Consider the following 20,771-nt stretch of genomic DNA (forward strand, 5'->3'; position numbering starts at 1 on the left):
TATGAGTAACGAAAAGATCAGTGAGAATCTGATCCGCCGAAAACCCAAGGATTCCTGAGGAAGGCTCGTCCTCTCAGGGTAAGTCGGGACCTAAGGCGAGGCCGAAAGGCGTAGTCGACGGACAACAGGTTGAAATTCCTGTACCACCGAAAGCCGTTATGAGCAATGGGATGACGCAGGAGGATAGTGACGCGGACTGATGGATGTCCGTTCAAGCAGTGAGGCTGGTATGTAGGCAAATCCGCATACCCCAAGGCCAGGCTGTGATGAGGAGCGAAAATTATAGTAGCGAAGGTCATGATTTCACACTGCCAAGAAAAGTCTCTAGCCAGGAAGCAGGTGCCCGTACCGCAAACCGACACAGGTGGGTGAGAAGAGAATTCTAAGGCGCGCGGAAGAACTCTCGTTAAGGAACTCGGCAAAATGACCCCGTAACTTCGGGAGAAGGGGTGCCCCGGTAGTGTGAATAGCACGAGGGGGCCGCAGTGAAAAGGCCCAAGCGACTGTTTAGCAAAAACACAGGTCTGTGCGAAGCCGCAAGGCGAAGTATACGGGCTGACGCCTGCCCGGTGCTGGAAGGTTAAGGGGAGTGGTTAGCGCAAGCGAAGCTATGAACCGAAGCCCCAGTAAACGGCGGCCGTAACTATAACGGTCCTAAGGTAGCGAAATTCCTTGTCAGGTAAATTCTGACCCGCACGAATGGCGTAACGATTTGGGCGCTGTCTCAACGAGAGATCCGGTGAAATTTTAATACCTGTGAAGATGCAGGTTACCCGCGACAAGACGGAAAGACCCCATGGAGCTTTACTGCAACTTGATATTGAACTGGGGTGCGATTTGTACAGGATAGGTGGGAGCCGTAGACATCGGAGCGCAAGCTTCGGTTGAGGCGCCGTTGGGATACCACCCTGATCGCATTTGAGTTCTAACCTCGTACCGTGATCCGGTACAGGGACCGTGTCAGGTGGGCAGTTTGACTGGGGCGGTCGCCTCCTAAAGTGTAACGGAGGCGCCCTAAGGTTCCCTCAGAATGGTTGGAAATCATTCGAAGAGTGTAAAGGCATAAGGGAGCTTGACTGCGAGACAGACACGTCGAGCAGGGACGAAAGTCGGGCTTAGTGATCCGGTGGTACCGCATGGAAGGGCCATCGCTCAACGGATAAAAGCTACCCTGGGGATAACAGGCTTATCTCCCCCAAGAGTCCACATCGACGGGGAGGTTTGGCACCTCGATGTCGGCTCATCGCATCCTGGGGCTGAAGTAGGTCCCAAGGGTTGGGCTGTTCGCCCATTAAAGCGGTACGCGAGCTGGGTTCAGAACGTCGTGAGACAGTTCGGTCCCTATCTGTCGTGGGCGTAGGAAATTTGAGAGGAGCTGTCCTTAGTACGAGAGGACCGGGATGGACGCACCGCTGGTGTACCAGTTGTTCCGCCAGGAGCATCGCTGGGTAGCTACGTGCGGAAGGGATAAGCGCTGAAAGCATCTAAGCGTGAAGCCCCCCTCAAGATGAGATTTCCCAGTATGTAAGACCCCTTGTAGACGACGAGGTTGATAGGTTGGGGGTGGAAGTGCCGCAAGGCATGGAGCTGACCAATACTAATCGGTCGAGGGCTTATCCAAATAAGCTAACACGCGATGGTTTTCGTTTTCGGATTCAGTTTTCAGGGAGCAACACACCTGCCTGTTTGGTAATGATGGCGGAGGGGTTCCACACGTACCCATCCCGAACACGACCGTTAAGCCCTCCAGCGCCGATGGTACTTGGACCGCAGGGTCCTGGGAGAGTAGGACGTTGCCAAGCAAAATAGTTTTATCCCTTCGGGGTTTTTTTTTCGCCGAAGGGTTAAGATTGATTTTAATAGGTTGAAGCGTATGAAAAGTTACGCTGTTACTTTTTTAAGCGGCCCGTTGGTCAAGTGGTTAAGACACCTCCCTTTCACGGAGGTAACAGGGGTTCGAGTCCCCTACGGGTCATTAACATATACACTATGCCGGTGTAGCTCAGTTGGTAGAGCAACTGACTTGTAATCAGTAGGTCGGGGGTTCAAATCCTCTCGCCGGCACCATTTATTTTTAATATTAATTTGATTGCTATGGCGGTCGTGGCGAAGGGGTTAACGCACCGGACTGTGACTCCGGCATTCGTGGGTTCAAGTCCCATCGGTCGCCCTTTATAATCTTATAAAGAATTAGCTTGATATTAGTATTAAAATGATGTAAAATGTAATATGTATGTTAAATCAATACTATTACTGCCTAAATTGTATGAGTCATTAGCTCAGTCGGTAGAGCACCTGACTTTTAATCAGGGTGTCGAAGGTTCGAGCCCTTCATGACTCACCATTTTTCTTAATATGCGCGTGTGGCGGAATTGGCAGACGCACTAGACTTAGGATCTAGCGTCTCACGACGTGGGGGTTCAAGTCCCTCCACGCGCATAGATTTTGCGGACGTGGCTCAGCGGTAGAGCATCGCCTTGCCAAGGCGAGGGTCGTGGGTTCGATTCCCATCGTCCGCTCCAATCTTTATTCAGTGTAGAGCGTATATATTATATACGTTTTTATTCTACGCTTTAATTCATATAACAACTATATTTGTTTATAGTTGGCATGTGTAAGATTTGATTAACATGGTTATTCAGGTTTTATAATATACCTGATGTTAACCATATCCTCTTAATCCGCGGGTGTAGTTCAATGGTAGAACTTCAGCCTTCCAAGCTGATAGCGTGGGTTCGATTCCCATCACCCGCTTTATAAAAAAGGATGTCTGCATTGTGCAGGCATCCTTTTTAGTTTTCTATTAATTTAATAGGCTAAAGAATGCGATAAGTGATAAAGGATTATGGATATAGGTTGAATAGTATTGGATAAAAAAGAAACAGCACAGAAGTAACTCTTATTCTGTACTGTTTCTTTTTATATTACTTTGTTTTTTTATATTGCTTTGTATGCATTTCAAATATATTTTAAACATATTTAGCTAGGTATTAGTTTTAAAAGATTATTTTAAATTCCAGCGTAAAATCATACCCATTTGGGTGAGTCCTGCACCAAAACCATATAGTAATACGGTATTTCCATTTTTTAATTTATGATCATCTCTTCCTAATTGCAAAGCTAGAGGAATTGAAGCAGAAGAAGTGTTGCCGTACCATTCAGCACTGGTAAGTGTATGGTCTAGAGAAAATCCTGTTTTTTCGCAAATCGAATCGATCATTTTGAGATTAGCGCTATGTGGAACGAACCAATTAATATCGGTAAGGGATTGATTGGTCTGATCTAAAAGGTTTTGAATACCTTTTGGTACTGTACGTACAGCCCATTTATAGACTTCACGACCATTTTGTACGATTTTTCCATTGCCAAGCATCGCTTGATTATTGATTTGATCGGATAATCCGGTGCGGTATACATGTTCTCCACCAGAACCATCGCTATCCATAAAAGTTCCTAGAAAGCTAGGTTGTTCTGGATCGTATTCGACTAAGGCTGCACCGGCACCATCACCGAATAAAATACATGTGCTGCGATCGGTATAATCTGTTATTTTGCTCATCGTTTCACTAGCAATCACTAGAATTTTGCGATGAAGACCTGATGTGATAAAGCTATTGGCTACATGAAGTGCATATACAAAGCCAGCACAAGTAGCATTGAGATCTAGTGCACCAGCACCTTTGATATTGAAATAAGATTGAATTTGAGTAGCTGTACTTGGAAATACATAATCTGAAGTTGTGGTAGCCACAATAATGAGTTCTACATCTTCCAAAGTACCTGGATAAGTTTTCTGTAGATTTTTGACTGCTTCTATTCCGAGTGTAGATGTGAATTGTTGCTCATTAGCAATACGGCGTTCTCTTATCCCTGTACGTTGAACAATCCATTCGTCAGATGTATCGACTAGCTGTTCAAGATCAGTGTTAGTTAAACGTTTGTCGGGGACATAAGTTCCTAATGCTGTAAGACGAGCTGTTGAATGATTGATAAAGATCACCTCTATATATGATTTGAATGATGTGTATATACTGGAGTAGTTGATAATTTGGTAAGATGCTGATTATCTTGTAATACAATGACTATATAAACCGATTGGATTGACAGAGTTAGATTATGATAGGATATTTTATAAAAAGGCAGCATAATGATTGTATTTAATCTTTTTAATACTAGGTTATAGTACCAGGTACTAATTCATTTTAAATATAACCTATTTGAACAATATTGTAAATCGATTATTGATTTTGGGATGACTAAGTGATGTTGATATAGCTCGATTGGTTTTGAGGTAATAGTAAATGTTATAATGGAAGCATATGGAGTTATCATACCATACAGAATCATATTGTTTAAATCATGAGAAAAGTATATTTTAAATGATATGCTTTATTTTGTTTGTATGGACTGTTTTATAATTGAAGTAGTATATAAGTTATACTATGTGGAAAGTGCTAATGATTCAGATCTGACGTAATTTATCATTTTCAGTGAGGTGACTATAGTAATGGATATTAGACAATTAACAGTAGAAGATTTTGATGCACGAGCGGAATTAGGAATGTATGCTTTTCAATATCGCAGATCTGCAGAAGAACTGGAAAAAGAAAAACAAGGTTTTAAACCAGAACGAACATGGGGACTTTTTGAAGAAGAGCAATTGAGTGCTCAACTTACACTTTTACCATTACAGACGTACATACACGGGCAAGTTTTTGATATGGGTGGGATTGCAGGTGTTGCGACCTGGCCTGAGAAAAGAAGACAGGGATTGGTTGCGAAGTTATTAGATCATACACTGCAACAAATGAATGAAGCAGGGCAATCGATATCCTTTTTGCATCCGTTTCATTTTCCATTTTATCGTAAGTTTGGCTGGGAGACTTATATTGAATATCGTCAATATACTATTCCTACGAATAAGCTACCTGCTAAAGTTCAAGTTGAAGGTACAATAAAACGTGGTATTCGTGATTTGGAAATTTTTAATGCTGTTTATGAAAAATATGCTTCTAATTATAATGGAACACTGGTAAGAGATACCGAGCGTTGGGAACGAAAATTAGTACCGAATAGTGATTTGTTTACCGCTGTTTATTATAATCCTCAAGATCAAGCTTGTGGTTATCTTATTTATGAGATCAAAGATCAGAAAATGAATATTAAAGAATTGGTATCTCTTGATGAACGTTCACGCCAAGCACTATGGACTTTTATTTCTAACCACGATTCAATGGTGACTGAAGTCAATGTGCAAGCACCGATCGATGATTCGTTGTCGTATCTGTTGAATGATCCACGTATTGAGCAACAGATTGTTCCTTATTTTATGGCGAGAATAGTTAATGTTAAAACGTTTCTTGAGCAATATCCATTTACGGTTGGTAAAGTAGAATCGTTATCGATCCGGGTGAATGATGCGACAGCAGAGTGGAACAATGGGATCTGGGATGTGCTTATTAATGATGAAGGTAAAGCGAAAGTGAGTCGGCGTGAAGCTTTGCCCGAAGGTTTGCAACAAGATCTCTGGGATCATAGTGATATTGATACAGATATTCAAGCATTAACTGTAGCATTGATGGGGTATAAACGTCCGCTAGCTTTATGTAGTTGGGGGAAATGGAAAGGCAAGTTAGAAGCTGTTCATATTTTGGAATCACGGATTCCTTTTACTACCACACATTTGATGGACTTTTTCTAAGCACATGTGAATGGGTGGAGTATTAGTGATGTACGTATAGAGTGATTTTTTAGAATGAATGCTTTAATTGGTGGAAGTTCTTATAAAACGTGAAAGCAAATGAATAGTGATACTGTAAAGGAATCATACAGTTCAAATCGTAAATATAAACAGTATGATCTTTACAATGATAATTAAGCTGAGAAAGCTTATCTCTCTACTGAAGTGCATTATACACTTTGTAGAGGATAAGCTTTTTTTTGAATATAATTGTGCATTTGCACTATTCGAGTATACTTTTGATGACTGAATGACTGAATGACTGAATGACTGAATGACTGAATGACTGAATGACTGAATGACTGAATGACTGAATGACTGAATGACTGAATGACTGAATGACTGAATGACTGAATGACTGAATGACTGAATGACTGAATGACTGAATGACTGAATGACCGAGTTAGATTATATCGATTATATGAAAAATTTAAAAAAGATAATTATGGTGTTAATGTAGGAGCTTGACGATGATGAGTACCTTGTTCATAGCTATATGCTAATTTGATCAATGTGCTTTCATCAAATGGTCTACCTAAAAATTCAATTCCTACCGGCAATTTCTGATTGGTGAATCCAGCAGGAACTGTAATCGCAGGGAAGCCGGAAAAAGGGCTTAACCGATTATTGTCACCTGATACTTGTTCTTCACCGATCGTAGCTGCTGGTTGGGTAGTCGTCGGATAGATAATCGCATCTAGATTCTGGTCTGCCATTACTTTTAAAAGAGATTCGCGTGTGACCTTAGTACGGTTGAGTACGATATCTTTATATTCTTGAGTATCAAGTGTGGCTACAGTGTTACGTTTTTGCATCGCTTCAGCTTGCTTGGGATCAAATTGATTGGATGCTAGAATTTCGGTCAGATTATGATAAGGTGCATCTTCTCCTAAGCTCGCCAGGTAATCATTGATTTGAAATTTAAATTCGTAACCACTAAGGCTAGGGTATTTCATAATTTGTTGTAAGTTAGGAATTTGGATAGGAACCGGTGTAGCTCCTAATCGCTTTATATCATCGACAGCCGTGTAGACCACTTGGGTGACTGATTTTTCACTGTCTTTTGTATTATTGAACAATTCTGTGGCTATACCGATACGAGCTCCTTGCAGACCATCTGCTTGTAATGAATCGGTATAATTCGCAGGGATATGTCCAACGCTATAAGCTGTAGCAATATCGTCTGCATCATAGCCAGCAGTAGCTTGTAATAATATCGCTGCATCTTCTACTGTGCGTGCGATCGGCCCGCCGACATCTTGAGTAAGAGCGAGTGGAATAATACCATCACGACTGCTTAATCCTACCGTAGGACGAATACCGACCAGATTGTTAAATGCAGATGGAATACGAATAGATCCACCTGTATCTGTTCCTAGACCTGCCGCTGCAAAGTTAGCAGCGATAGCAGCTCCTGTTCCACCGCTCGAACCGCCCGGGTAATGATCGAGTGCATAAGGATTCAGCGTCTGCCCTCCAAGTGAGCTCGAAGTAGTAATTCCAAATGCAAATTCATGCAGATTGGATTTGGCTAAAATGATAGCACCTGCTGCTTTGAGCATAGCGATCTGATCAGCGTCTTGATCTGGAATCGAATTTTGAAGACAGACACAACCTGCTGTTGTAGGCATATCGGCTGTATCGAAATTGTCTTTTACAATAATCGGTATACCATGTAAAGGCCCGCGTGCTCCTGTCGTAGCACGTTCTTTGTCTAATTGAGCTGCAATTTCAAGTGCTTTGGGATTAATCGTAAGAATAGCATTAAGCTTGATCCCTTGATCATCATATTTAGCAATTCGATCTAAGTATTGTTGTACAAGCTGAACAGAAGTCAGACGACCTTCTTTCATAGCTGATTGCATCTGAGCAATCGTTGCTTCTGTAATCACAAAAGGTTCATTGGTTCCTGGAGAGCCAGCAGCTTGAACAGAAGAGGTAACACCGTATGTACTGAATGGAGCAACAATTAACGCAATAACTGTAAACCACATAACAATTACTTTTTGATACTTTTTCATATGTTGGATATTAGACAAATAACTTCACTCCTTTGTAAGATATCATCGATTATTGTTGATACATGTAATTAATTATGTATTTTAGTGTTAAAAAAGATAACATGTCAATACAAAAGATCAAATAGGCTTAGATTAGAATATAAAATAATGATTAAAATGATACATATTTAACTGTTCTTTTAAAGAAAATTCGGTACATTAACAAGGAGCAGATAAAATTAATATTTGTGCAAAAGAAATGTGATGTTGCAGTTAAAAGTTTGGTAGAATAAAATGGTAATGGCTTAAATGGAATTATAATCCAGTATAGAAAGAGGAATCAACATGGCAAACAAGTCGGTATACAATTTGGTCATCGTAGGCTATGGCGGAATGGGAAGTTATCATGGGCAATTGATTGAGAAAGTACCTGCACTTGAAGTAACTGGTGTGTACGATATCGTAGACTATCGGATGGAACTTGCTGGACAACATGGTTATCATGCTTATGAAAGTATGGGAGCGGTTTTATCAGATGAAAATGTTGATATTGTATTGATTGCTACTCCTAACGATGTACATAAAGAATTATCGATTCAGGCTTTACGTGCAGGCAAGCATGTTATTTGTGAGAAACCTGTAACGATCAACAGTGCGGATCTGCTAGACATTGTCAAAGTAGCAGAAGAAACCGGTCAGACATTTACAGTACATCAAAATCGTCGCTGGGATGAAGATTTCTTGATTATTCGTGATATGTTTGAAAAACGGGCTGTTGGAGATGTGTTTCATGTGGAATCACGTGTACAAGGAGCTAATGGTATTCCAGGAGATTGGAGACAGCTCAAAGCTTATGGCGGCGGCATGTTGCTTGATTGGGGAGTGCATTTACTAGATCAGCTATTATTGCTTACCGATAGTAAGATCGAAAGTGTCCATGCTCAGTTGAGTACCATTTTGGATACAGAAGTAGATGATGGATTTACAACAACGATTCGTTTTAAAGATGGGTTAACAGCAGTTGTAGAAGTCGGTACAACTAACTATGTTAAATTACCACGCTGGTATGTAAAAGGAACCGAAGGAACAGCAATTATTCAAGATTGGGATCTAAGCGGGGAGATCGTTACCCGTAATACAGAAGTGGAAAAAGTAGAACCCAAACCGATTCAAGCAGGTCGTGGATTGACCAAAACGATGGCTCCACCTTCTGAAGAGTCTACAATTCGTAAATCGATTGAACCGATCCAAAACCCGCCAGAAGAGTTCTATGTGAACTTTTTGTCTGTGATCGAAGGCTCTGCGCAATCGGCTGTACCTAATGAACAAGTACATCGAGTGTTAGTGCTGATCGAGACGATTTTTGAAGCGGCTGAAAAAGATGCAGTGATTCATAAAGAATTTTAAAAATAGATAGGTAGAAATGAATTACACAAAAAGCGGGTATTCTATAGTGAAATATAGATATCGGCTTTTTTGTGATATCCAAGTGGACTGTACATATAGTGTTCTATCATAAGAATTGGATCAGCACATAAGGTCGTGTAATAACCTTAATATTTATTTGAAAAGTGTTACAATATATAGATGTGTATATCGACGTCTGATTGCAACGAATACACAGGAGAAAAATAACCGTAAATAAATGATACACAAATATATACAAGAAAGTGAAAGGAATGAATTATATGAAGCAAGTGGTATTAGCTGAAAAGCCTTCAGTTGCAAGAGAAATCGCGCGTGTGATGGGAAGCCATCAGAAACATAAAGGGTATATGGAAGGCCCTAAATATATAGTAACCTGGGCGCTTGGACATCTAGTCGGTCTAGCAGAGCCGGAAGATTATGATACTCGTTATCAGAAATGGAATCTAGACGATTTGCCGATTTTGCCGCAAAAGATGACGTTAAAAGTACTGCGAGAAAGTAGTCATCAATACAAAATTGTACAGCATCTTCTGAGACGAAATGATGTGCAAGGATTGATCGTAGCTACCGATGCTGCACGTGAAGGAGAATTGTTAGCACGCTGGATTATTCAGATGGCAAAATGGAATAAACCTTTTCAAAGATTATGGATATCTTCTCAGACTGACAAAGCGATCCGTGAAGGATTTGCAAAATTGCGTCCGGGTAAAGAATTTGACCGTCTGTACGAATCGGCTCGTTGCCGGGCAGAAGCCGATTGGATGGTTGGTCTGAATATTACCAGAGCATTAACTTGTAAATTCGATGCTCAATTATCAGCAGGACGTGTGCAGACACCGTCACTGGGGATGATGATGAAGCGTGAGAATGAGATTAAAGATTTTCGCTCTCAAGATTATCATACATTGCAGATTGATCTAGGTGATCTACAAGCAGAATGGCGGAATGCTCAAGGAGACGGACGAATTTTTGAACAACAGAATGTACAGCAGTTAGAGCAGTCTTTGGCAGGCAAGCAAGCGAAGATTGTATCGGTCAAAAAGAATGAACGCCAAGAACCTCATCCACTAGCGTATGATCTGACAGAGTTACAGCGTGATGCGAATAAAAAATATGGATTTTCTGCTAAGCATACGTCTAATGTATTGCAAAAGTTATATGAGCAACACAAAATCGTCACGTATCCGCGTACCGATTCACGTTATTTGTCTTCAGATATGACAGATACATTCAAAGAACGTTTATCCAGTGTAGCGGTAGGTCCATATGCGCCACTAGCACGTCCTTTATTACGTAATGCACTTAAAATTGATAAACGGATTGTAGATGATAGCAAAATTAGTGATCATCATGCGATTATCCCTACAGAAGAAATAGTATCTTTGAACGCACTTACAACCGATGAGCGTAAATTGTATGATCTGATTGCGCGCCGTTTTATCAGTTTATTTTATTCACCTGCTACTTATGATACGGTTCAAGTGATTATTGAAGCCGCAGGAGAGCAGTTTTATGCCAAAGGGGTTACGATCAAAGATTCAGGTTGGCGTGTTGTATATGGTGATCAGTGGAATGAAGAAGATGAGGATGAAGAAACCGATTCACATCATCGTTCATCAGAGCGTGGAGCAGATCACCGGGGAACGCAGAAATTGCCTGAACTCAAACAAGGGGAATCGAAAATGATTGCTCGCTGTATTGTTAAAGCAGGTCGTACGATGCCTCCTAAACGATATACAGAAGCCGCTCTGTTATCACAAATGGAAAAACATAGTCTGGGTACGCCAGCAACTAGAGCAGATATTATTGAAAAATTAGTTTCTTCCGATACGATCGAACGCAAAGGCAATCATCTGCATCCTACAGGAAAAGGCGCACAATTGATCGAATTGGTGTCGCCTGAACTGCGGACGCCTGAATTGACAGCACGTTGGGAACAGCAGTTAGAAAAAATTGCTCGTGGACAAGGGCAACCGGCTCCATTTTTACAAGAGATTCGTCAGATGGCGCAATCGATGGTCGATGGTGTGAAAAAGAGTGATGTGAATTATAAGCCACACAATGTCTCTTCCAGTCATTGCCCTGAATGTGGAACACGAATGTTAGAGAAAAAATCGAAACGTGGCACATTCCTGATCTGTCCAAGTGAAGATTGTAGTTATCGTCGTTCGACTGAAAAGCAGTTATCAAATCGTCGCTGTCCACAGTGTCATAAAAAAATGGAAATCAAAGACGGCAAAGCTGGAAAGTATGTACAATGTCTCGGTTGTGGAATTACCGAAACGTTAAATAAAGACGGCGGTCGCCCGGTTAACAAACGTGAACAGCAAAAGTTAGTGAAGCAATTTGAAAAGAAAGAATCGTTTGGTTCAAGTCTAGGTGATTTGCTAAAAGCCGCTTTGGAAGAGAAAAAAGAATAGAGATAACCTAATAACACAATTGAGAGCTCTTTAGCCGTAACATTAGCTAAAGAGCTTTTTGGTATGCAATGGCAACTATTTTCTTAAAATAATCGTTGACGAAAATATTTTCATAATCTATATTTAAAAGAAAATATTTTCAGGTGGTGTAACTAAATGAAAACTTTTTTCGAGAAGGCACAACGGTTTGGTAAATCTTTTATGCTCCCAATTGCTGTATTACCAGCAGCAGGATTACTGCTAGGCATAGGGGGAGCACTCTCTAATCCGAATACAGTGAGTACATATCCTGTACTACAGATTAGCTGGTTGCAGTATATTTTCAAAGTGATGAGTAGTGCAGGAGATATTACGTTTAGCAATCTAGCATTGATTTTTGCGATCGGGGTAGCGGTTGGACTGGCACGCTCGGATAAAGGAACAGCAGGGTTGGCAGCGGCACTGGCGTATCTAGTGATGAATGCTTCGATCAATGCGATGTTGATCAATAGTAATCAACTGGTTACTGAAAATATGGCGGCAGCCGGTCAAGGTATGATTCTAGGGATACAATCGTTACAGACAGGTGTGCTAGGCGGTATTATTATCGGCTTGGTGACAGCAGGTCTTCATAATCGATATAACAAAATTGAGTTACCTCAATTTCTAGGATTTTTCGGTGGTTCTCGGTTTATCCCGATCGTTTCTTCATTTGCAGCAATATTTGTAGGATTGTTGTTATTTCTAGTATGGCCAACAATTCAATTAGGGATTACCAAGTTAGGTGGAATCGTAGATGCGACCGGATATGTAGGCACATTATTTTATGGATTCTTTCTACGGATGTTAGGGCCGCTTGGATTGCATCATATTTTTTACCTCCCTTTCTGGCAAACCGGACTTGGTGGTACAATGGAAGTATCTGGTAAGATAGTGGAAGGAACCCAGAACATTTTCTTTGCTCAATTAGGTGACCCTTCGACTGAAAAATATTTCTCAGGTACATCGCGCTTTATGTCAGGACGCTTTATTACAATGATGTTCGGATTGTTGGGAGCTGCATTAGCGATCTATCATACTGCACGTCCAGAACGCAAAAAGGTTGTCGGTGGATTAATGTTATCAGCGGCGTTGACGTCTTTTTTGACAGGAATTACGGAACCATTGGAATTTGCCTTTTTGTTTGTAGCTCCATTCTTGTATGTTATTCATGCTGTGTTTGATGGATTTGCTTTTATGCTGGCACATATATTTCAGATTACGATTGGTCAGACATTTTCCGGTGGCTTAATTGACTTTATTTTATTCGGTATTTTACAGGGAAATGCCAAAACCAACTGGATCTATGTGCCGATAATCGGGGTGGTGTGGTTCGCTCTGTACTATTTCACATTCCGCTTCTTAATCGTCAAATTCAATCTCAAAACACCGGGGCGTGAAGATGAGACTGTAGCAGATACGAACGAAAATACAACAGGTGGAACAGGGTCAACCACACCGATAACCGATGCTGTAGCCACAGATCGTAGTGAAGTTGATACTTCTCGTCCGGCTGTGATACTTAGTGCATTAGGTGGCAAAGAAAATATTAAAGATCTGGATTGTTGTGCAACCCGTCTACGGATATCAGTCTATCAACCAGATCAAGTATCACAGGATCGCTTGAAACATTCAGGTGCCAAAGGTGTGCTGATTAATGGTAACGGTGTGCAAGTGATCTATGGTCCGCAAGTGAGTGTTATTAAAAATGAGATCGAGGAATATATGGAAATGGAGTGAATGCAATATGGATTTGGATTCATTGGGATTACAGCAGGGGTTAATCGTATCGTGTCAGGCATTAGAACATGAACCTTTGCATAGTTCTTTTATTATGGGAAAAATGGCAGTTGCCGCTCAAGAAGGTGGAGCTGTAGGAATTCGAGCGAATACTGCGCAAGATATTAAAGAAATCAAACAACAAGTATCATTGCCTGTGATTGGAATCGTCAAACGTAATTATGGAGACCATCCTGTATTTATTACGCCGACGATAACCGAAATTCATGAATTAGCAGAGTCTGGTTGTGAAATTATAGCGTTAGATGCGACTACACGTCCTCGTCCTGATGGTGTCACATTGGCTGATCTGGTCAAACAAATTCGTCTGCTATATCCTGAACTGTTATTGATGGCAGATGTATCGACTGTAGAAGAAGGCGTGGTTGCTGAACAGTTAGGATTTGATCTGGTATCGGCTACGCTGGTAGGTTATACAGAATATACAGCTCATCAGAAAGTGTATGAAAATGATTTTGAGATTCTAAAAGAAATGGTTCGTCAGATCAAGACTCCTATTGTAGCTGAAGGAAATATTATGACACCAGAGATGGCGGCACGTTGTCTGGAACTCGGTGTATACAGCGTGGTAGTAGGCGGAGCGATCACACGTCCGCAACAGATTACAGCACGTTTTATGGACAAAATGAAACAAGTTCGTCCTGCATCGATTGCAACAGAATAGACTTGTGCTACACATTCTATGTTATAAACATCAATCATAGTAATGTCAAAAAAAGAACCGAAAATGATTATCGGTTCTTTTCTTTGTCTGGAATTGGCATTATGAATGATCTTGTTTGTACAAAGCATGAAGCGTACGCTGACGTGCAGATAATCGTTCTTCATTTTGGAGCAATAACATCGAGATCATATCAAGCACATAGATAATCGCTAATTGACTATTGATAAACGGGATATCGCCCATACGCTGTAAGCCGGGTGTAAATAGACATAGATCAGTTGTTTCTGTAAAAGGCGTATGATCGAAATTAGTAATTCCGACAATATGAGCTTGATTTGTTTTGGCAATACGTAGAGCACTATTCACTTCAGTAGTATGACCAGAATTGGATAATCCAATCACCAAATCTTGTTCATCCATCAAAGACGCATTCATCATCATCATATGCGAATCAGTAACAGCATCAATTAAAATATTCATTCGCATTAGACGATACTTGAACTCTAGCGCGGATAAGCCAGAGCTTCCTAATCCGTATACATAGACACGTCTGGCTTGCTGAATCTGCTGAACGACTTCTTCAATCATCTGAGGCTTGATCATATCAGCAGTTGCCATAATAATTTCATTGTATAAATGTCTTGTCTGTGCAAAAAAGTTAAGCTCATCTCGTGGAATATCAATTTCTCGATTCAAGCTTAGCTTAAAATCTATAAAATTACTAAATCCTGCTTTGCGACAAAAACGTGTGATTGTAGACATTGAAGCTTGTGTGCGCTCGGAGAGATCACGAATATTGATATTATGAATAGAATTTTTATGACGCATAATATAATCTGCAATTTCTTTTTCTTTGGCAGATAATTGTTGGTATCGTAATTGTAGTTCGTCGAGTACATTGAGAGCCATAATTCATCCTCCTTAAACGCCTGATCATATAAGCGCGACTCAATTTCTATAAAAAATGATTTTTTATATTCATAGCATATGTTAGATTGCGGTTAGATAGTAGGGAGCGAACAGTTGATTTCTTTCTATTATAGTATAGTTTGAAGAGCGATCTCTATATTATAGGATAGTGCCATCAAATAATGGAATTATGCTATGTGCTTTTGATCATTTTACCGTTACACTAAAAATAAATGCGATAGAATAACTGGATATTCGGTATTGAGCCGATCCATCAGAAAGGGATTATTCCATGTCTATATTTTTCGATACTACTCAATCGACTTTTCATTTACAATCTCGTTCAACGAGTTATGTTATTCAATTAATGAAATCAACTCATTTGGTTCATTTATATTGGGGACCTCGTCTACAAGGAACATCTATTGGTAGTCTGCTACAACAGATAGAACGTGCTTCATTTAGCCCGAATTATCATGCAGATGATCGTACTTTTTCTTTTGATACCTTACCACAAGAATATCCAGGTTATGGTCGTGGCGATTATGGCGAACCTGCTTTTGAAGCTAAACATAGTAATGGCACAACAGTCAACGATCTACATTATGTGAGTCATACTATTACAGCAGGCAAACCGAAACTTCAAGGATTACCAGCTACATATGTAGAGCAGGAGCAGGAAGCAGATACATTGGAAATTGTATTGCGTGATAAATTAACCGGGCTTGAAGCTGTAGTCAGCTATACCGTATTTAACGAATTGAATGCGATTACACGTTCTGTGAAATTCCGTAATGATGGAACCACAACGCTTCATATTCAGCGTGCACTAAGCAGTAGCGTAGATTTGGCAGATGATGAATATCGAATGATGCAATTGTCTGGTGCATGGACTCGTGAACGCCATGTTCATTACCGTACACTTGCTCCAGGATTGCAACGGATCGAAAGTAAACGTGGTTCCAGTAGTCATCAGCAAAATCCATTTATCGCTTTGCTTGGTAAAGATGCGAATGAAGATCAAGGGCAAGTCTATGGTATGAGTCTTGTCTATAGCGGTAACTTTGTCGCTCAAGTCGAAGTCGATCAATTCCATACCACTCGTATGCAGATTGGATTGTCTCCGTTTGATTTTGAATGGAAATTAGAAGCAGGTGATACGTTCCAGACACCGGAGGCGGTACTGGTTCATTCTTCTGAAGGATTGGGAGGAATGTCTCGCACGTATCACAAATTGTATCGTACACGTCTAAGTCGTGGAGAACATCGTGATCAAGTGCGTCCTATTTTGATTAATAACTGGGAAGCGACTTACTTTAACTTTGATGCACCGAAGATCAAATCTATTGCAGCAGCAGGGAAAGAGTTAGGAATTGAGCTGTTTGTATTGGATGATGGTTGGTTCGGTCATCGTGATGATGATCGTACGTCACTTGGGGATTGGGTAGAAGATCGTCGCAAATTACCAGAAGGTCTGGGCAAACTGGCAAAAGAAATTACAGCTACAGGTATGCAATTTGGATTGTGGTTTGAACCAGAAATGGTATCTCCAGATAGCGATCTATATCGCGCTCATCCTGACTGGTGTCTGCATGTGCCGGATCGCAGTCGTACAATGGGACGTGAGCAATTGATTCTGGATTTGTCGCGTCAAGATGTATGTGATTATATTGTAGAGTCGGTCAGCGCTGTGCTATCTTCTGCACCGATTACGTATGTGAAATGGGATATGAACCGCAATATGTCTGAGATTGGTTCTGCTCTGTTGCCAGCGGATCGTCAACGGGAAACAGCACATCGGTATATGCTTGGACTATATAGTGTTTTAGAAAAAATTACTTCTACATTCCCACATATTTTATTTGAAAGTTGCTCTGGTGGTGGAGGTCGATTTGACCCGGGAATGCTATATTATATGCCACAAACATGGACAAGTGATGATACAGATGCAGTTGAGCGTCTGAAAATTCAGTACGGTACCAGTACGGTCTATCCAGCAAGTGCGATGGGCGCGCATGTATCTGATGTACCGAATCACCAAGTCGGACGTATGACTTCATTTACGACTCGCGGTCATGTAGCGATGTCTGGTAATTTTGGTTATGAGCTGGATTTGACCAAGCTTACAGATACAGAAAAGCAAGAAGTTAAAGAACAAGTAGCTCAGTATAAAGAGTTGCGCGAACTGATTCAATTTGGTGAATTTTATCGTTTGCTCAGTCCTTTTGAAAGCAATATTACGTCATGGATGTTCGTCTCGGAAGATCAGCAAGAAGCATTTGCAGGTTATTTCCAAGTGTTAAGTGTGCCTAATGGACCACTTCGTCGTCTGAAATTAAAAGGGCTTGATCCACATCGTCGTTATTCGATGTCTGTCAACGGTGTTACAGATCCTAACACTTATGCAGGTGATGAATTGATGTATCATGGTATTATTGCTCCGTATGCGCAAGAAGATTTCTATAGTGCTTTGTTTGTATTCAAAGCGGTGGAATAGTACACTTACACTGTAGAGATTGAATTAATGGAGGCAGGCAGAAATGGAACAGATATTAGGAGTCTGGCTGCTGATTGTCAATATTGTTGCTTATATCGTAATGGCAACAGACAAAAAACGTGCACAACGTCATCGCAGTCGTGAACGTATACCAGAGAGAACGTTGTTTATCTGGGCGTCTATCGGTGGTGCATTAGGTATTTGGATTGCTATGATGACCAAGCGACACAAAACCAAACATCGTTCATTTGTAATAGGCGTTCCGCTGTTATTGGTTCTGAATATCGTGGTATACGGCTATGTATGGATAACATGGATACGCTAAATAACGTAATAAGTCAAAGACCTGATGAAGATTCGTCAGGTCTTTGTTTCGTTTCACGAAATGAGCATAACGGGTAATAAAGGAGTATACTGAATGTATAACACTTATGATTATCTGGATAAGTGTTACGGATGGATGATATCTTCATTCTGTTGACCAGCTTACATAACAACAGATATCCTACAGAATCCTGATCTCAGAAATCCAGACGCAGCATAATCACACCACCAATGGATACCCACTGGCATAGAGGAGATGGATAATATGTTATTTTCCAAAATTTTATTAGCATACGATGGTTCTAAAGCATCAAACAAAGCGTTAGATCGTGCAGTGGAATTAGCCAAAGCAGCTCCACATGCTGAAATTCATGCTATTCATGTATTTGATTTTCCACGTTATTTTGTAGGCGAAGGGATTGTACCTGTACCGACTACGTCTAACGAAGAATTGTATGAATTAGCTACTCAAACAGCGAAAGAAGCTAAACGTCGTCTAGAAGCAGCTGAAATTAGTAATACGATCAGTGTTGAAATGATTCAGGGTGCAGCAGCACAAAATATCTTAGAATATGCTGAAGCTAATCACTGTGATGTTATTATTATCGGTAGTCGTGGACTAGGCAGTATTCGCGAATTTGTACTGGGTAGTGTAAGTCATAATGTTGTTCAACATGCTAAAATCCCAGTGTTGATTGTGAAGTAAACGCAATACAATCAATACGAACTACAGGTAAAGATGAATAGGTTACCATGATCAAGACGTATGTAATCAATGTCCGAGTGACAATGGTTCTATGCGTCTTTTTTATTTTGATATAGAATAACGCAGAAAAAATCAAAGATGAAAGCCTTTAAATACGAACAATAGAATATTAGCGACATAAAACGTTCGTCTTTAAGTTGACATGATGTGTTGTAGATTGGTACACTAACACATGAAGCTTATTAAACGTATGAAATAATGACTCGTATAAAATCGGGAATATGGCCCGGACGTTTCTACCCGAATACCGTAAATATTCGGACTACGAGAGTAAACAGATAGATCGATGTGATTGCAGTCATTACAGCAGACTATACCTTTGTTTTGAAGTGATACGTCTGTGTAGGCTGATGACCGTATTTTGTCTTTCTGTAAGCTCCTGAAGTCCGAAGAACCTGGAAATGAACATCTTTCTAACAGGATCTGCGGATTTTTTTCGTCTTAAGCGGTTCTAACACTGTGAGAACAAGTGAATGTTATGCTAAATACAATGATAGATTACTTATAGAACACGATAAATTAATTTTATTCTGGAAAGTAGGTTATCACATGTCGGTACAGGTTGCTGTTGTAATGGGCAGTAAATCAGATTGGGAAACGATGCAACATGCTTGTCAGATGCTAGATGAATTAGAAATTGCCTATGAGAAAAAAGTGGTATCTGCTCATCGTACACCGGATTTGATGTTTGAATTTGCAGAACAAGCACAAGAACGAGGTATCAAAGTGATTATTGCAGGTGCAGGCGGAGCGGCACACTTGCCGGGTATGATTGCAGCCAAAACATTACTACCTGTGATTGGTGTACCTGTACAGTCTGCTGCACTGAAAGGTCTGGATTCATTACTATCGATCGTTCAGATGCCTGGTGGAATTCCTGTAGCGACTGTAGCGATTGGCAAAGCAGGTGCAACAAATGCAGGATTGTTAGCGGCACAGATGATCGGTGCTTTTGACCCTGAAGTGATGAAGCGTGCAGAAGCTAGACGGGAACGGATTCGTCTAGAAGTGATCGCTTCGAGTGATTCGCTATGAGTGAGATTCGATCTTCTAAAGTGATTCCACCTGGCTCTACGATCGGTATTCTAGGTGGCGGACAATTAGGACGCATGATGGTATTGCAAGGCGCACCGCTGGGTTATCAATTTATTACACTGGATCCAGCGACGAATGCACCTTGTGGTCAGGTCAGTCAGCAGATTGTAGGACGCTATGATGATCCACAAGCTGCTGAAATGTTAGCCAGTCAAGCCGATGTGATTACGTATGAATTTGAAAATGTAGATGCCGATGTCGCCGCATTATTAGAGCAGAAATCGTATGTACCACAAGGCAGTCAATTGTTATACACGACTCAACACCGCTTGCGTGAAAAGCGTGCGATTGAAGCAGCAGGCGCAACCGTTGCTCCATATATGGAAGTGCGAAGCGCATCCGAAACGTTACAAGCTGTTCAACAGTTCGGAACGCCTTGTGTACTCAAAACAGCGACAGGTGGTTATGATGGCAAAGGACAGTTTGTGATTCGCAGTGAAGAGCAAGCTCAGCAAGCATACGACGAATTAAGCGTCGCAGGCACAGAGTTAGTGGTAGAGCAATTTATTCATTTTCAATGTGAATTGTCTGTGATCGCTGCTCGTAGCTCGAATGGAGAAATCAAGACTTTTCCGGTAGCTGAAAATATTCATATTGATAATATTCTTCATCTCTCGATTGTTCCTGCTCGTGTATCGGAAGCAGTACAGCGCAGAGCAGAACAGATGGCGGCAGATATTGCAGAGTCGATGAATGCAGTAGGATTATTAGCGGTTGAACTGTTTTGTACAGAAGATGGGCAGTTATATGTGAATGAATTAGCACCCCGTCCGCATAATTCTGGTCATTATACGATTGAAGCGTGTGATACTTCGCAGTTTGAACAGCATGTAAGAGCAATCTGCGGATTGCCTTTGGGAAGTACGGCATTACGCTCACCTGTCGTTATGGTCAATATTCTGGGAGAACATATCCCGGCGATTACTGAAAAAATGATGCAGGTTGATCTATCAGCGAATTCATTACATGTGAACCCTAAGTACCATTTATATGGGAAAGAAGAAGCCAAACACAAGCGCAAGATGGGACATATCAATGTGCTGTGTCATAATATAGAAGATGCTCTGGCATGGATAGACCAAACGAATATATGGAGGCACGAATAAACTT

General features: G+C 40.9%; 13 protein-coding genes, 7 tRNA genes, 2 rRNA genes and 1 riboswitch (1 of these 23 running past the window's edge). Of the genes, 19 read left to right on the forward strand and 3 right to left on the reverse strand.

What is annotated here, in order from left to right:
• From PQ456_RS03195 to PQ456_RS03235, 9 genes are all read left to right on the forward strand, one after another.
• Positions 1-1,621: ribosomal RNA gene (locus PQ456_RS03195) — 23S ribosomal RNA — on the forward strand (it extends 1,302 nt beyond the left edge of the window).
• Between the two features lie 64 nt (positions 1,622-1,685).
• Positions 1,686-1,802, forward strand: a 5S ribosomal RNA gene (rrf, locus tag PQ456_RS03200).
• A gap of 101 nt (positions 1,803-1,903) precedes the next feature.
• Positions 1,904-1,975, forward strand: a tRNA-Glu gene (locus PQ456_RS03205).
• 16 nt (positions 1,976-1,991) lie between these two features.
• Positions 1,992-2,067: transfer RNA gene (locus PQ456_RS03210), tRNA-Thr, on the forward strand.
• A gap of 30 nt (positions 2,068-2,097) precedes the next feature.
• Positions 2,098-2,170: transfer RNA gene (locus PQ456_RS03215), tRNA-His, on the forward strand.
• Positions 2,171-2,268: 98 nt separating this feature from the next.
• A tRNA-Lys gene (locus PQ456_RS03220) sits at positions 2,269-2,344 on the forward strand.
• 13 nt (positions 2,345-2,357) lie between these two features.
• Positions 2,358-2,439, forward strand: a tRNA-Leu gene (locus tag PQ456_RS03225).
• An 8-nt stretch (positions 2,440-2,447) separates the two neighbouring features.
• Positions 2,448-2,522: transfer RNA gene (locus tag PQ456_RS03230), tRNA-Gly, on the forward strand.
• 161 nt (positions 2,523-2,683) lie between these two features.
• A tRNA-Gly gene (locus PQ456_RS03235) sits at positions 2,684-2,754 on the forward strand.
• 250 nt (positions 2,755-3,004) lie between these two features.
• Here PQ456_RS03235 and PQ456_RS03240 read toward each other — a convergent pair.
• Positions 3,005-3,991 (reverse strand): ketoacyl-ACP synthase III, encoded by a 987-nt coding sequence (locus PQ456_RS03240; RefSeq protein WP_273616226.1) that lies wholly within the window; start codon positions 3,989-3,991, stop codon positions 3,005-3,007.
• 516 nt (positions 3,992-4,507) lie between these two features.
• Between PQ456_RS03240 and PQ456_RS03245 the strand changes: the two genes are divergently transcribed.
• Positions 4,508-5,701 carry a GNAT family N-acetyltransferase gene (locus PQ456_RS03245; RefSeq protein ID WP_273614833.1) on the forward strand — a complete coding sequence of 398 codons (1,194 nt, stop codon included), beginning with the start codon at positions 4,508-4,510 and terminating at the stop codon, positions 5,699-5,701.
• Between the two features lie 482 nt (positions 5,702-6,183).
• Here the strand turns inward: PQ456_RS03245 and PQ456_RS03250 are convergent, their stop codons facing one another.
• Positions 6,184-7,761, reverse strand: a complete 1,578-nt coding sequence (locus PQ456_RS03250) for an amidase family protein (protein WP_420540658.1) — start codon at positions 7,759-7,761, stop codon at positions 6,184-6,186.
• Between the two features lie 324 nt (positions 7,762-8,085).
• Here PQ456_RS03250 and PQ456_RS03255 point away from each other — a divergent pair, with 324 nt between their 5' ends.
• The 4 genes from PQ456_RS03255 (at position 8,086) to PQ456_RS03270 (ending at position 14,070) form a co-directional block, all read left to right on the forward strand.
• Positions 8,086-9,147, forward strand: coding sequence for a Gfo/Idh/MocA family protein (locus PQ456_RS03255; RefSeq protein ID WP_273614835.1), 1,062 nt, complete (start codon positions 8,086-8,088; stop codon positions 9,145-9,147).
• 281 nt (positions 9,148-9,428) lie between these two features.
• The gene (locus PQ456_RS03260; RefSeq protein ID WP_273614836.1) at positions 9,429-11,588 is read left to right on the forward strand and encodes a DNA topoisomerase III; all 2,160 of its coding nucleotides are present in this window, start codon (positions 9,429-9,431) and stop codon (positions 11,586-11,588) included.
• Between the two features lie 156 nt (positions 11,589-11,744).
• A complete protein-coding gene (locus PQ456_RS03265; RefSeq protein ID WP_273614837.1) occupies positions 11,745-13,346 on the forward strand; it encodes a maltose/glucose-specific PTS transporter subunit IIC in 1,602 nt (533 codons plus the stop codon).
• 7 nt (positions 13,347-13,353) lie between these two features.
• Positions 13,354-14,070 (forward strand): N-acetylmannosamine-6-phosphate 2-epimerase, encoded by a 717-nt coding sequence (locus PQ456_RS03270; RefSeq protein ID WP_273614838.1) that lies wholly within the window; start codon positions 13,354-13,356, stop codon positions 14,068-14,070.
• 99 nt (positions 14,071-14,169) lie between these two features.
• Here PQ456_RS03270 and PQ456_RS03275 read toward each other — a convergent pair whose 3' ends face one another.
• Entirely contained in the window at positions 14,170-14,979 is an 810-nt protein-coding gene (locus PQ456_RS03275) for a MurR/RpiR family transcriptional regulator (protein ID WP_273614839.1), read from the reverse strand.
• Between the two features lie 292 nt (positions 14,980-15,271).
• On the opposite strand from PQ456_RS03275, the gene PQ456_RS03280 reads away from it, so the two are divergent.
• From PQ456_RS03280 to purK, 5 genes are all read left to right on the forward strand, one after another.
• Complete coding sequence (locus tag PQ456_RS03280) at positions 15,272-17,476, forward strand: alpha-galactosidase (protein WP_273614840.1); 2,205 nt, start codon at positions 15,272-15,274, stop codon at positions 17,474-17,476.
• Positions 17,477-17,519: 43 nt separating this feature from the next.
• On the forward strand, positions 17,520-17,801 hold the full coding sequence (locus tag PQ456_RS03285) for a DUF1294 domain-containing protein (protein WP_273614841.1): 282 nt from the start codon (positions 17,520-17,522) through the stop codon (positions 17,799-17,801).
• A gap of 264 nt (positions 17,802-18,065) precedes the next feature.
• Positions 18,066-18,506: a universal stress protein gene (locus tag PQ456_RS03290; protein ID WP_204825660.1), complete on the forward strand. Its 441-nt coding sequence runs from the start codon at positions 18,066-18,068 to the stop codon at positions 18,504-18,506.
• A 243-nt stretch (positions 18,507-18,749) separates the two neighbouring features.
• A riboswitch (purine riboswitch) is annotated at positions 18,750-18,851 on the forward strand.
• Between the two features lie 264 nt (positions 18,852-19,115).
• Positions 19,116-19,601 carry a 5-(carboxyamino)imidazole ribonucleotide mutase gene (purE, locus tag PQ456_RS03295; protein ID WP_273614842.1) on the forward strand — a complete coding sequence of 162 codons (486 nt, stop codon included), beginning with the start codon at positions 19,116-19,118 and terminating at the stop codon, positions 19,599-19,601.
• Positions 19,598-20,767 carry a 5-(carboxyamino)imidazole ribonucleotide synthase gene (purK, locus tag PQ456_RS03300; protein ID WP_273614843.1) on the forward strand — a complete coding sequence of 390 codons (1,170 nt, stop codon included), beginning with the start codon at positions 19,598-19,600 and terminating at the stop codon, positions 20,765-20,767. Before purE ends, purK begins: the two co-directional genes overlap by 4 nt.
• Positions 20,768-20,771: the final 4 nt, after the last annotated feature.

The organism is Paenibacillus kyungheensis (genome assembly GCF_028606985.1).
GTDB classification, from domain to species: Bacteria; Bacillota; Bacilli; order Paenibacillales; family Paenibacillaceae; genus Saccharibacillus; species Saccharibacillus kyungheensis.

Excerpts from the sequence above, each read along its gene's own strand:
- PQ456_RS03290 (WP_204825660.1), top strand. The coding sequence starts at position 18,066 with ATGTTATTTTCCAAAATTTTATTAGCATACGATGGTTCTAAAGCATCA.
- PQ456_RS03265 (WP_273614837.1), top strand. The coding sequence starts at position 11,745 with ATGAAAACTTTTTTCGAGAAGGCACAACGGTTTGGTAAATCTTTTATG.
- PQ456_RS03255 (WP_273614835.1), top strand. The coding sequence starts at position 8,086 with ATGGCAAACAAGTCGGTATACAATTTGGTCATCGTAGGCTATGGCGGA.
- PQ456_RS03285 (WP_273614841.1), top strand. The coding sequence starts at position 17,520 with ATGGAACAGATATTAGGAGTCTGGCTGCTGATTGTCAATATTGTTGCT.
- PQ456_RS03275 (WP_273614839.1), bottom strand. The coding sequence starts at position 14,979 with ATGGCTCTCAATGTACTCGACGAACTACAATTACGATACCAACAATTA.
- PQ456_RS03270 (WP_273614838.1), top strand. The coding sequence starts at position 13,354 with ATGGATTTGGATTCATTGGGATTACAGCAGGGGTTAATCGTATCGTGT.
- PQ456_RS03245 (WP_273614833.1), top strand. The coding sequence starts at position 4,508 with ATGGATATTAGACAATTAACAGTAGAAGATTTTGATGCACGAGCGGAA.
- purK (WP_273614843.1), top strand. The coding sequence starts at position 19,598 with ATGAGTGAGATTCGATCTTCTAAAGTGATTCCACCTGGCTCTACGATC.
- PQ456_RS03280 (WP_273614840.1), top strand. The coding sequence starts at position 15,272 with ATGTCTATATTTTTCGATACTACTCAATCGACTTTTCATTTACAATCT.
- purE (WP_273614842.1), top strand. The coding sequence starts at position 19,116 with ATGTCGGTACAGGTTGCTGTTGTAATGGGCAGTAAATCAGATTGGGAA.
- PQ456_RS03250 (WP_420540658.1), bottom strand. The coding sequence starts at position 7,761 with ATGAAAAAGTATCAAAAAGTAATTGTTATGTGGTTTACAGTTATTGCG.
- PQ456_RS03260 (WP_273614836.1), top strand. The coding sequence starts at position 9,429 with ATGAAGCAAGTGGTATTAGCTGAAAAGCCTTCAGTTGCAAGAGAAATC.